This window comes from Pseudomonas sp. GW456-L12 (assembly GCF_059424045.1).
The window spans coordinates 17,688-30,657 of record NZ_JBWKZA010000018.1 but is presented as its reverse complement, the minus strand read 5'-3'; the positions used below and the strand labels follow the sequence as shown (position 1 = coordinate 30,657).

General features: G+C 61.7%; 7 protein-coding genes. All 7 read right to left on the bottom strand.

Going from position 1 to position 12,970, the window contains the following annotated elements; genetic code table 11:
• Positions 1-150: 150 nt before the first annotated feature.
• A complete protein-coding gene (locus tag AC07Y9_RS20980) occupies positions 151-471 on the bottom strand; it encodes a DUF6124 family protein (RefSeq protein WP_256580983.1) in 321 nt (106 codons plus the stop codon).
• A 181-nt stretch (positions 472-652) separates the two neighbouring features.
• A complete protein-coding gene (locus AC07Y9_RS20975) occupies positions 653-6,730 on the bottom strand; it encodes an SPM autocatalytic domain-containing protein (RefSeq protein ID WP_494990231.1) in 6,078 nt (2,025 codons plus the stop codon).
• Positions 6,731-7,361: 631 nt separating this feature from the next.
• Positions 7,362-7,700 (bottom strand): hypothetical protein, encoded by a 339-nt coding sequence (locus AC07Y9_RS20970; protein ID WP_143481896.1) that lies wholly within the window; start codon positions 7,698-7,700, stop codon positions 7,362-7,364.
• Between the two features lie 309 nt (positions 7,701-8,009).
• Positions 8,010-8,606 (bottom strand): DUF5625 family protein, encoded by a 597-nt coding sequence (locus tag AC07Y9_RS20965; protein WP_102680721.1) that lies wholly within the window; start codon positions 8,604-8,606, stop codon positions 8,010-8,012.
• Between the two features lie 11 nt (positions 8,607-8,617).
• Positions 8,618-9,178: a hypothetical protein gene (locus tag AC07Y9_RS20960; protein ID WP_256580982.1), complete on the bottom strand. Its 561-nt coding sequence runs from the start codon at positions 9,176-9,178 to the stop codon at positions 8,618-8,620.
• Positions 9,179-9,304: 126 nt separating this feature from the next.
• On the bottom strand, positions 9,305-10,732 hold the full coding sequence (locus tag AC07Y9_RS20955) for an HlyD family type I secretion periplasmic adaptor subunit (RefSeq protein WP_102680719.1): 1,428 nt from the start codon (positions 10,730-10,732) through the stop codon (positions 9,305-9,307).
• A gap of 92 nt (positions 10,733-10,824) precedes the next feature.
• Complete coding sequence (locus AC07Y9_RS20950; protein ID WP_102680718.1) at positions 10,825-12,963, bottom strand: type I secretion system permease/ATPase; 2,139 nt, start codon at positions 12,961-12,963, stop codon at positions 10,825-10,827.
• Positions 12,964-12,970: the final 7 nt, after the last annotated feature.

Below are 12,970 nucleotides of genomic sequence, written 5' to 3'. Positions count from 1 at the left end.
GGCTAGACTGATGAAGAAAGCACCAAGCCTGCTATCAGAGAAGTCCTAATAAATCGGAGCTCCATCTCATTTACAAAAAGAAAACGGAGGCTATGCCATTGTCTGACCACGAACAAAAAAGAGCTCCATATCCGCGGGGCTCTTTCACGACTACCTACAACTTCTCCCCTCCTCCCACTCCAACACCGCCTCCACCAGCACCTGCGCCATCTCAATCAAGCGCACGCCTGCCAATACCACCTTGTGGCTGGTCGCGGGCATGTCTTCGGTAGATTGATAAGTGGCGCTTGCTGGCGACTCGAGGATTTCGCAAGCGTTGCTCAATGCTTCTTCGGTACTCAGGTTGGGGTTCACTCGGAACAGCTTTCCCGGGCGGTTGCGAGAAACGGGGACGTCACCCTCGCGACCAAACGAAAAGAAGGTGACCGTATGCAGGTTGGTAGACCGGTGCAGCAGGAACCCGGCGCGCACGAATGCGCCCTACGCACGACCGCCCTGGAAGCGTAGGCCGAAAAAAGGCGCCTCGTTGCAAACGGCGCCTGTTTGTATCCAGGGATTAATGACGGCTTACCTACCCGCCCATTCCCAACCAAAAACAAAAAAGGGCCCGCGATCTCCATCGCGGGCCCTGTTAGTGAGTCACGTTACGCGGTCACGTCCAGTTGGCCGCCAGCACAGGTTGCAAGGCCTGTTGCTCGGCAGCGCCGAAGGTCATGGTCGCCGGTGCTGCCGGCGCGAACGCCGCCATGGCCTGGACCAGGTTCTCCACATTGCGCTCCAGCAACCGATGACGGTCGCCGGCCATGATGTCCCGTGGACGCTCGGGGGTCGCGGCGTACCAGTTATGCAGCGTGACCTCCTGCTGGCTGCCGATCACCGAGATCTGCAGGTCCTGCCCTTCGTGCTGGAACCACAGGCGCTCGGGGCTGATGTCCTGGCCGAACACCAGCTGGCCCATGCTGCCGCTGAACTCGAGGTCGTTGACCCCGTGCCCGACTTCCACGGTGGGCATGCTGCCGCTGACCAGCACCTTGTTGTTGCCATCGCCCAGCTTCACCGTGGCGAAGGAACCGCTGTCGGTGATGCTGTTGTTGCCATGGCCGACCGTGAGCTTGTTGATGTCGCCGGCGATCACGTTGTTGCCGTTGCCCAGGGTGATCTCGGCGCGGCTGCCCGTCACGTTGACCTTGTTGTCACCGTTGCCGGCCACCAGCTTGGCGCTCGACGCCTCGACGTTGATGGTCTTGCTTTCGTCGCCCAGGCTGACGTTGGCGAAGAAGCCCTTGACCGTCATGGTGTTGGGATCGCTGGCCACGGGCGCGGGATCGACGCTCGGCAACGGGCTCAGCGTGAGCGGGTCGCGCGACGAGCTGGTCACCGGATCCACGGTGGTGGGCGTTGGACGCGAACGGATTCTGTCGCGGATCGAAGCGTACGAGAAATCCTCGGTGTCAGTCACCGATGGCACCGGGTCATCGAACTTGAGCCACGGGTTCGACGCCGTCGGGATATCGGGCACAGTAACCCGCGGACGACTCACAATATCCAGGTCGCGATGGCTCGTATCGACCACCGGGATATCGGGAATCACAATCGGCCGCGGGCTCGGCACATCCACCGGCGTGCGTCCCCCTTGATCGCGCCCAACCGGGCCGATATCCGGCAGCTTCGACGGCTGCAGCGAACCGATGCCGCGCTCGGCGAGAATCTGCTCGATGGTCTTGTGCTCGGGAACCGTCGGCCCCTGGTTGCCGCCACGCTCGGCCAGGATCTGGTCGATGGTCTTGTGTTCCGGCACTTTCGGGTTCAGGTCGATACCCCGTTCGGCGAGGATCTGCTCGATCGTCTTGTGTTCCGGCAGGGTGATGTCCGGGATCGTCACCGAAGGTTTCAGCACCGGATCGACCACTGGAACGCTGACGGTCGGATGCAGATCGACAGGCGGCAGCGGCGGCACCACGACAGGCTTGTCGACACCAGGACGCTCGACAATCGGCGTCAGCGTACCCGGTACAGTCACCGTCGGCTGTTCCACCGGAGCCACCACCGGGCCGACTGGCGCCACCACCTGCGGCGCATGCTCGGCGAAGATGAAGTCCGAGGCGCTGACCTGCGCCACATCCAGCGCATCCAGGTACAGCAGGTTGACGTTCGAGTCGGCGCCCTGGGTGCCGTTACGTGTCACATACACCCCATGAATCTGCGTCAGGCCGTTGAGGGTCGCGCGATTCTTGTGCTCGAGGGTCAGCTGGCTGAAATCGGTCACCCCGGTCTGGCGCAGGTCGATCTTGTCGATGCCATGGCGGAAGCCGCGCAGGGCGTTGTTGTAGTCCTTGACGCCCGACTGGGCCGCCACCACGAACACATCCGAAGTCGCGCTGTCATGGCTGTAGATAGTGCCGCTCAGCGAAGCGACCATCTTGCCCTGGGCGTCGCTGCTGTACATCACGCCCTTGCCGCCGCCGTTGAGCAGCACGGTACCCAGGCCTTCCTGCGGCTTGACCGCCGAGGCGTCGCTGTTGACGTAGGCCGTCGGGGCGACAAAGGTGTCCTGGAACTTGAAGTTCGCCGCGCCGATCCCGGCCAGCAGCTGGTTCTTCAGGACAATGCTCTGGCCCTTGGCCAGGTCGATCTTGACGTCCGCGCCTTGCTGGCTGAGCACCAGGTCGGTGAACTTCTTCCCGGCAAAACCCACCAGGTCGATGATCTCGCCACGGGCGGCCTCGAAGTGGTTGATGACATCGCTGCCGCCATCGCGGCGATGGACCACGAAGAAGTCCTTGCCCGCGCCCCCCGTCAGGCTGTTGTTGCCACGCCCGCCGTCGAGCAAGGCATCGGCATTGCCAGCCACCAGCACATCGTTGCCGTCGCCGGTGACGATGTTCTGAATGCTCGCCGGATTTTTCACCGTCAACGCCGCGCCGCCGAGGCTGGCGACACCGGTCAGCAGGTTGACCGAGCTATCTCCCGACACCGCCGCCGCGTTGAGGGTATTGCGCCCGCCCGCGACACCGTTGACCGCGTCGTCCAGGACGCCACGGTTGGCATGCCCGACCACTGACTTGAGGTATTCGTCGGTGTAGAAATAGGTGTCGTCCGGGGTGCTCTTGCTGCCGTACAAGCGCAGCGACCAGGCATTGAGCGTGACCGGCAGGCCGGAAGCCGAATCGCTCACCTGCAAGGTCCAGTTGCCCGCCGAGCGCTCGCCGAAATCATGGGTCGTCATGAAGGTGTATTTGAACGACCCCGACTGCGTGCTGCCAAGGTCCGTGGCGCTCGCCCCCGGCATGCCGTCCGGCACCTTGCCCTGGCGGTTGAGCAGGACGCTCTGGGTACCGTCGGGCGAGATCAGCTTGAGCGTCAGGTCGCCAAGGCGGCCCACCTGGGCGTCGAAATCGATCTCGACGTGCTCCACATTGAGGCCGGCATTCATGGCGATGGACGTGCTCAGCGTGCCCCCCGCCGCCAGGTTCTTGCCCAGGGCGCCGCTGGAGGCGCTGTAGACATACTCGTTGGCGCCGGTGCTCTGGGTCATCCAGGCTTCGGACAAGCGCACCGCGGCCCGCGCGTCGACCTCGCCGAAGCCGTAGTCGTTGCTGGTATGCATGCCGCCGCCGTTCCAGTTGTGGGCGGCGTTGTCGCTCCACTGCGTGGACGGGTCGTTGATCTGGCGCGCCGACAACGCGAGGATCTGCTGCACGTCGCGGTAGCCCAGGTTCGGGTTGGCCTCGAGCATCAGCGCGACGATGCCGGAGACGATCGGCGCGGCAAAACTGGTGCCCTGCATGCTGGTGTAGTCGTTGCCGAAGGTCGAGCCACGGTCGGTTTCCAGCATATGGCTGGTGGACACCACGTTGCTGCCCGGCGCCGACACCAGCAGGCTGGCGCCCGGGTTGGAGAACGGCGAGGAGCCGATCTGCAGGGTCGACAAGTCGCCCTGGGCATTGATCGCGCCGACTTCCACCGAGAAGCGGTTGTTGTTGGTCAAGGAGCCCTGGGCATTGCCGCCGGTCGCGCGGCTGTTGCCGCCGGCCGCGACAATGATCGTGCCCAGGCCACCGCGACCGTTACTCGCGGCGTACTGGGCATTCATGCTCAGCGCCGTGGCGGTGTTGACGAAACCGTCCTGGAAGCTGCTGAGGGCGAAATCGTTGGTGAAGCCCCAGCTGTTGTTGGCAATGTCGAAGCTGACCATATGCCCCAGCCCGGCGAGGTCGGCGCCGCTGTTGGCCAGGTAGTAGCCGCCCAGCGTCGCGCCGTAGGCCACCCCTACTCCGCCCGTGCCATTCTTGGCCGCGACCATCACCCCCGCCACCATGGTGGCGTGGTTGGACACCAGGCCCGGCAAGCTGCCGTTGCTCTGCTGGGTCTGCAGCCAGGCCTTATCGACGTTGGCGGCCAGGTCCGGGTGGGCGATGTCGAAGATCTCGGGCGCGGTGGCGAACTGGCCGCCCGGCTCGAACTGGCCGATGCGTACACCCTTGCCGGTGTAGTCCTGCCAGACCGGCAGCACGTTGGTATCGCTGAGGTACCACTCCTGGGCCGCCAAGGGGTCCAGCGGCACTTCCGGGGTCAGCAAGGTCACCCCGGCGCGCATCGGCGCGGTCTGCCCGCTGCTCAGGTCCACCACCGAAGCCGACAGGTTGCCGGCGGCATCGACTACGCCGTACTTGAAGCTGAGCAGGCCGGTGTAGTGGGCATCCGGAGTGAAGAGCACATCGCCCTGGGCCGTGAGGCTGACAGTGCCGCCGACCGCGTCGCCGACGTTGGCGATACGCAGCGCGCCCTGGCTGTTGAGGTGTTGATCGTTGGCCAGCAGGCTCTGCGCGGCAATCCGGTGAGGCTGGGTCCGGTTGAAGGCCTTGCCGTCCTGGTCGAGGCTCAGCACGTCGGCCACCGGCATGGCATTAGGCGTTTGTAGATCGACCGCCGAGATATCCGAGAAATTCAGCTTCTGGATATTTTTCAGGGTCACCGTACCGTCGCGCCCGGCGACCTTGTCGGCCACCTCATAGCCGCTGGCGGTGCGGGTGATGCGGTAGTCGCCATGGTTGCCGTGCAGGGTCACCAGGTTGATCCCGCCGTCGCCGTCGATGGTTGCGTTGCCGTGGCCGACTTCGATCACGTCATTGCCCGCGCCGCCGAAAATCCGGTCGGCGCCGCCACCGGCGTGAATGATGCTGCCGCCTTCGGCGGCGTAGATCACGTCGCCCTGGGGCCCGGCGTAGATCACCGCCTTGCCGCTGCCGCCGATGATGGTGTTGTGGCCGCTGCCACCGACCAGCACGTCGCTGCCGCCACCGCCCACCAGGGTCGAATTGCCGGAACCGCCCTTGATGAAGGCGCTGCCGTTGCCGCCGCTCATGATCGTGTCGTCACCGCTGCCGCCCTGGGCAATGGTCAGGCCGGCCTGGGCCATGTTCAGCACCACGCCTTTGTCGCCGACGACGATCGCCGTATCGTGGCCGCCGTTGCCGTGGAGGTTCTTCATGTCGTCCGAGGCGCTGACCACAAACACGTCGTCGCCCTTGCCGCCGACATAGGTGTTGCTGCCGCCACCACCCACCAGCCAGCCACCGGCCGGCGCGGCAATCAGCGTGTCGTTGCCGCTGCCGCCGTACAGGTTGCCCACGCCCAGCTGCGCCGCGTCCAGGGTTTCGCCCGTGGTGCTCTGGCTGGCATAGGCGGTGGTGGTGATACCGTTGCTGGTCGAGGTCACCTTGGTGCCCGCGCCCTGGGCGCTCAAGGTGTTGCTGACCGGGTCACCGAGGAAATCCACCGCCAGCGCTTCCTGGCTCTTGCCATTGATGGTGAACGAACCGGTGGCGAGCACCCGATTGCCGTCCCGCACTTCGGTTTGAGTGGACGCCGCGGCCCGCACGTTGATCTGGGTGATACCCAGCTCGGCCAGGGTCTTGAGTTCGCCGGCATCGACTTTCGCGTCATGGGTGCCATCGACCCAGACCCGCAGCTTGCTCCAGATCGGATCGCGCTGATCGATCACGCCGTCCTTGTTGCCATCCTCGCTGGCCAGGGCGGCGAACCCGTCCTTGAACTTCACCTCGCCCGCCGCGCCGTTCACGCCGGCCTTGCCGCCGTAGTACTCGGAGAACATCCGGCTGACGTCCTTGATCTGGCCGCTGCCATCGTCGATCACCAGCATGCCGGTGCTGCGATCGGCCCAGCCGCTGCGCTTGAGCGTGCCGCTGTGGTCGGTGTCGAACAGCACGCCGTCACGGATGTCGGTCATGTGCACGCCGTTGCCGGTCAGGTCCAGCAGCAGCGGATCGACGTAGGTGTTGAAGGTGGTCATGGCCGACAGACCGTTCAGGGTCACGGCATTGCGCAGGCTGAAGTCCGGCTTGGTGCTGTCCGGGGCCTGGTAGAAATTCGACAGGTAGGTGTTAGGCCGGGCGTTGAGGTCGAGCTGCATCTCACCGGGACGAATACCGCCCGAGGCCAGGCTGGCCATCTGGGTCGAGGTGAAGTCGGTTTTGTTGAGGATGCCGCCAACGGCAAAGATATTGTGCGTCGCGGCGTTCTGGATATAACCGTTGGCGACGTCCTGCTGGGCTTTGCTTTCGCCCTGAATGTGTTGTTGGGGTTGGGGGGAAGGGTTGATGTCAATATGAATCAGGTCTGTGGGTGTCGGATTTACAGGCACACTGACAGACGCGTCCCCCGTCCCCTCAAAAAGACGGTAAAGAACATCTGGAAGCAACTTGCCCATTTCGCGGGCAAACTTCCATTTCGGATAAGAATCGAGTGGCGTATCCCTATCCAGAAACCGGTTGATACCTGCAGAGTTCTGCAGAACAGCGATAACAAGATGCTTGCTGTATTCGGCCTTGGAGTCGCCGGTTATCTGCACATAATCATGCCCCAGCCCGCCAAACATTGGCCAAAGAACGTCGCCAATAGTCCCCGCCCAGTTCCAGCGGTTCAGATCCAGCCCCTGCACAGCTGAATTGACGTCTGCGTTAATAATCTGCTGGATCGGCGGCATTCCTTTGGCACTCAGCACATGCGCAGACACTTCAAGTGCCAATCCGTCCGAGGCCTTTTGGAAGTCGGCATCCGTTAAGAGTCGCCCTGTCGTCGCCACTGCAAATTTCATGGAGCCGCGAACCACATCGCTTTGAAAGGTTCGGTCGTTCGAGTTGATCGACTTAGCTGCATCCAGCCATGTGGCAATGGACTTCATTTCCGCAAGGGCTGTGGGATCCTGCGAACTTTTTATCTCTCGAGTCACAATCTCATGCATATATCCGTACACAGCAGGATAATTTTTCTGCTGCTGCAATTGCTGCAATTTTACCAGCTCATCCGAACTAAAGTTAACAACATTCATCCCTAAACCCTTACCTAACTATTACCTGCTCAAGAAAACTCATTACAAACCTGTCCATAAACTTTATGTCTTCATAGTTACGCGCATACTGATAAGACACCCGCAAATCTTTAAACAAACGCTTAGCCAGCCAGAAGCGCTCATGATCAGTGGCAAATACAGTCTCGCCTTCACCTCCGTCAAATGTGCGGGTAATAAATCCCCCGTAGTCGTAGAATTCGACTCCCTCAACAACCTTGAACGGTTTCACCCCGTCTAAAAATGCCCCTTCCCGAAAAGATGGTCGTAAAATCGGGAACATTCGAATCGTGATAACTGAGTTCCCTACTCGCGGCTTTACGACTTTCATGCTGGGGTACTCGATTGAAAGCGTCATGACTTCACCGCCCCCATTGTCCACCCAGCGACATTCGGACTCAGGAAGATTCAGCTCATATGAGTGACGACCATCCCTTCCCCCCTCAAACCTGCAGGACGCAGTAACCGAAGCAGAAAACAACAGGATTACAGCGATCAGCAAACTGCGTTGAACGTGGATTATCGATAACATCTCCTGATCCCTTAATAATTAGTCAATGGGGATAGATTTATTTTTCAGAGCTGGATTCACCTAAAAAAAATCTGTCCCTTCAGTGCGTTACCAACTTACAAAAACGATTCAATGTTTGGGATTGTAATAACTAAACTCTACGTAGCTCTCAATACTGCGAAATGCCTGTACTTCCCCAAGAGTACCGACTTCGACCGAATATCTCCCAGGCGACAATTCCAATGTCTTGATCAAACGCACCGTCGTGTTGATTCGCTGCCCCTGATAATCAAACGTCTGCCCCCAGTAAATCCCTGTGGTCACTATGTCCTCGTCAAACACCGGTGTTCCATCTTTCAAGACCCGAAGATGCACAGGAATCGCGACACCTTCCTTGTGGCTGGTGCCCCAGATTTCTTCCCGGCTGATTATTTCAGCCAAGGTGTTTCCCTGAATAAACAGCAAAGCGAATCTATAGTCAGCCGACTTGCTGACTACAAAGTCTGCTGTGACTCTTTGTTCGACCTGTGAAATATCAATGGGCTTGACCACCCATACCGGTGCGGAGCATGCCGACAGCCAGATACAACTGAAAAAAATCAAGAACTTGAGCCAGACCTCGACCCTTGAAGCAACATTAAGAACCTTGCCAACCGAATAATATTTTTTATCCAAAAAACGCGAAGGCCCTTGTAGCTGGTCGTCATTAAATGCGATCAATTCCACACACCACCTCCTTATCCAGCCAATACCTTACCGAGGGTACCGAGAACAAAATCGTCCACGACCCTTACATCCGTAAGTTCCTTTGGGTATTGGTAGAAAACCCATAATCCGCTGCCATACAGGCGGTTCGCCCGGACCGTCGCCACATAGTCCGAGACATACACCGAGACACCATCTTTCCCTGTGAACTTGCGCTCCTGGAAACCACCGACCTCATAACCCTCGACCCCGTCCGACAGCGCCACGGGATGCTTGCCGCGCAGGTGCCTATCGGCGTCGAAGCCTTCCATGGAGATACGTTGGATAAACAAGGCTATCGGGTAACGGCTGCCCTTGGCGTCGTCGCTGACCACCTCTGCCGTTGGATACTCGAGGGTGAATTCGATGCCGCTGCTGCCGTCATAACGCACCAGGCGACAGGCCTGCGGGCTCATGGAGAATCGAAAGGCAGGCACGTCGTGCTGGATGGATGAAAACTCACACCCGGTAAAAACACTGCCCTCCCCCGTTGAGTGAAGTTTCATATAGGGGCTGTCTTGCGTGGTTGGCAGCAAGGAGTACAGAAGCAGCACGACTGCCGCTCCCGCACCCAGCCAATACAGACTTCGACTTACGGATCTGGCCATACCGGTTATTCCCCACACACTGAAAAAATCATTGATGCCTGGCGATACGCCGGGAACTTCACTTCAACCGTCCTAGCGCTCGCGCAAACTCTCATCCACATGCTGTTGCAAGGGGCTCAGGAAGTAGTCGATCACCCGGCGCTGGTCGGTCTTCACTTCCGCGGTGATCGACATGCCCGGCGACAGTGCCACGCGTTGGCCATTGACCATCAGGTGGTCGGACTTCAGGCGAATGCGGCTGCTGTAGATCGGCCCGCGCTTCTCATCTTCGATGGCGTCGTTCGAGACATTCAGCACTTCGCCGTCGACGGTGCCGTACTTGGTGAAGGTGAAGGTTTCCACTTTCACCGTGACCGGCTGGCCGGCGCGGACGAAGCCCACGTCCTTGTTTTCCAGCATCGCTTCGACTTCGACCGGTTGGTCGGCGGGCACTATGACCATCAGCGACTGGGCCGGGGTGACCACGCCGCCGACGGTGTGGATCGCCAGTTGTTGCACGGTGCCGTCCACCGGGGCCTTGAGGCTGGTCAGGGTTTCCTGGTAACGGGCCTTGGCCAGTTCCTGGACCAGGCTCGCGGCTTTCTGATTGGCTTCCTGTTGCAGGTCGAGCATGGCCCGGCGGTTCTGCGCGACCACGCCTTCGCGCCGGCGCCGCGCTTCAGCCTGGGCGGCGGTGGACTGCAAGACACTGGCCTGCTGCACGCTCAGCTGGCGCAGCAGGTCGAGGCGCGCCTGCTCCTTTTCCAGGTACTCGTGGCGCGCCACGTACTGTTGCTCCAGCAACCGCCGGTAGTCCTCGGCCAATTGCGTGGCGATCGGCACGGTTTGCCGCAGGCTGGCCACCTGGGCCTGGGCCGACTGGATTTCGGCGCTGCGCTGGAGGATTTCCGCGTCCACCAGTTCCAGGTTGCTGCGGTATTCCTGGTACTGCCCCTGCAACCAGCGCTGGGCGCTCTGCACCTGCTCCGGGTTGGCGTTGGCGCCGGCGTTGGCAAGCGGGCCGAGCAGCGAGGCCGGCGGCTGTTGCTGGTTGATCGCATCGAGCATGGCCGCGCCCCGGGCGCTGTCGACGCGGGCCGCCAGCAGCTCGCTCTGGATCCGCCTGACGTCGGCATCCGCCGCCGTCGGGTCGAGTTCCACCAGCAGTTCGCCGACTTTCACCGCCTGGCCGTCACTGACATGGATCGCCCTGACCACCGCGGTTTCGCTGGACTGAATCAGCTTGGTCTTGCCATTGGGCACGATCTTGCCCGGCGCCACCGCCACCACTTCGATCTTGCCGATAAAGGCCCACAGCAAGGCCAGCACGGCAAAGCCGAGGATGCTCCAGATAAAGATCCGCGGCGCCGGGTGCACGGGGGTGTCCTGCAACTCCAGGGCGGCGGGCAAAAACTGCGCCTCATGGGGCAGGCGCTGCACGCTGTCCATGCTTTTGCGCTGGCGCCAGGCGTGCTGCCAGGCGTCGCGGTAGCGCTGCAATAACGAAGGAGTGGCGCTCATGGGCAATCGGTCCTTGAATCCGGATGGCATCCAGCCCCGCCCCCTGCGGCGAGGGCGTTGGCCGAACAAATAACCTGTGAATCGGGCGGTGTTCAGCCCTGCTGCATGCGGTGCAGGCGCGAATAGTGGCCAGCCTGGTGCGCCAGCAGTTCGGCATGGTTGCCCTGCTCGACGATCTGCCCGCGGTCGACCACCAGGATGCGATTGGCGTCGCGTACCGCCGACAACCGGTGAGCGATGATGATCACCGTGCGCCCGGCGCAGATGCTTTGCATGTTCTGCTGGATGATCCGTTCGGACTCGTAGTCCAGCGCACTGGTGGCCTCGTCGAAAATCAGGATCCGCGGGTTGCCGATCAAGGCCCGGGCGATGGCGATACGTTGCCGCTGGCCGCCGGACAGCGAGGTGCCATGCTCCCCGACCATGGTGTCGTAGCCTTCGGGTAACTCCAGGATGAATTCGTGGGCCCCGGCCATGCTGGCGGCATGCATCACCGTTTCCAGCGGCGCGCCCGGATCGCTCAGGGCGATGTTTTCGCGGATGCTGCGGTTGAACAGCATGTTGTCCTGCAACACCACGCCGATCTGCCGGCGCAGCGAGGACACGTCCGCCAGCGCCAGGTCCATGCCGTCCACCAGCACCCGCCCACGCTCGGGCACGTACAGGCGCTGGAGCAGGCGTGTCAGCGTGCTTTTGCCCGAGCCGGAACGCCCCACCACGCCAATCACCTCGCCGGCGGCGATCTGCAGGTTGATCCCACGCAGGATCTCCGAGCCGTCGGCGCGATAACGGAAATGCACCTGGTCGAATTCGATCTGCCCCCTGAGCGGCGGCAAGGCGCTGCGGGTGGCCTGGGAAAGCTCGGTACGGGTGTTGAGGATATCGCCCAGGCGCTGCACCGAAACGCCGGTCTGCTGGAAGCTGGTCCACAACTGCGCCAGGCGCATGATCGGGCCGCTGACCCGGCCGGCCAGCATGTTGAAGGCGATCAGCTCGCCCACCGAAAGCTGTCCGTCGATCACCAGCCGCGCGCCCAGCCAGAGGGTCGCCACCGTGACCAGCTTGCCGATCAGCGACACGCTCTCGTTGGCGATGGTGGACAAGGTCTGGGTCTTGAACCCGGCCGCGACATAAGCGGCCATCTGGTTGTCCCACTTGCGAATCGCCTGGGGCTCGACGGCCATGGATTTCACCGTGTCGATGCCGTTCACCGTCTCCACCAGGAATGCCTGGTTCTCCGCGCCGCGGGTGAAACTGTCCTGCAGGCGGGCGCGCAGCAGCGGGGTGACAAACAGCGAGACCAGCACGTACAGGGGTAGCGACAACAGCACCACCAGGGTCAGCCAGCCGCTGTAGTAGAACATCACCAGGATGAACACCAGCGAGAACAGCACGTCCAGCAACAAGGTAATGGCGTTGCCGGTCAGGAAGCTGCGGATGTTCTCCAGCTCACGCACCCTGGCCACCGAATCGCCGACCCGGCGCGCCTGGAAATACGCCAGCGGCAGGTTGATCAGATGGCGGAACAAGCGCGAGCCCAGCTCCACATCGATCCGGCTGGCGGTATGGGCGAATACGTAGCTGCGCAAGCCGCTCAAGGCCGACTCGAACAGCATGATGCCGAGCAACCCGGCGGCGATGACATCCAGGGTGGTCAGCCCGTGGTGCACCAGCACCTTGTCCATCACCACCTGGAAAAACAATGGCGTCACCAGGGCAAACAGCTGCAGGGCAAAGGACACCAGCAGCACTTCGCCGAGCAACTTGCGGTATTTGACGATAGCGGGAATGAACCAGGTGAAGTCGAACCGCGAGGTTTCCCCCGGCAACCCGGCTTCGGAGCGCAGCAGCACCAGCTTGCCGGTCCAGCGCGCGGCCAGGGACTCGAAGGAGATCACCTCAGGCCGATCCGCACGCGGGTCCTGGATCAGCGCCTGGCCCTGGTCCAGCTTGGCAATGATGAAAAACCTGCCGTCGCCATCGGCCGCGATCGCCGGCAATGGCGTGCGCTCCAGGCGTGCGATGGAGGTGCTGACCGACTTGGCCCTGAGCCCCAGCTTGCGGGCGGCGAGCAGCAGTTCGCGCTGGGTGAACGGCTGGTTCTCTGGAGCGAATTCGTGGGCCAGTTGCTCGGCGGACGCCGCCACCGAATGAAACCGGGCCAGCATCACCAGACAGACCAGGCCAGTGTCTGGCGTGGGCGACTCGGCGCCCCTTCCTTGTTCGCTCATAAGCTTC

Bases quoted from the DNA above. Each gene is read 5' to 3' on its own strand.
- AC07Y9_RS20975 (WP_494990231.1), bottom strand. From the start codon at position 6,730: ATGGGCAAGTTGCTTCCAGATGTTCTTTACCGTCTTTTTGAGGGGACG.
- AC07Y9_RS20970 (WP_143481896.1), bottom strand. From the start codon at position 7,700: ATGAAAGTCGTAAAGCCGCGAGTAGGGAACTCAGTTATCACGATTCGA.
- AC07Y9_RS20955 (WP_102680719.1), bottom strand. From the start codon at position 10,732: ATGAGCGCCACTCCTTCGTTATTGCAGCGCTACCGCGACGCCTGGCAG.
- AC07Y9_RS20950 (WP_102680718.1), bottom strand. From the start codon at position 12,963: ATGAGCGAACAAGGAAGGGGCGCCGAGTCGCCCACGCCAGACACTGGC.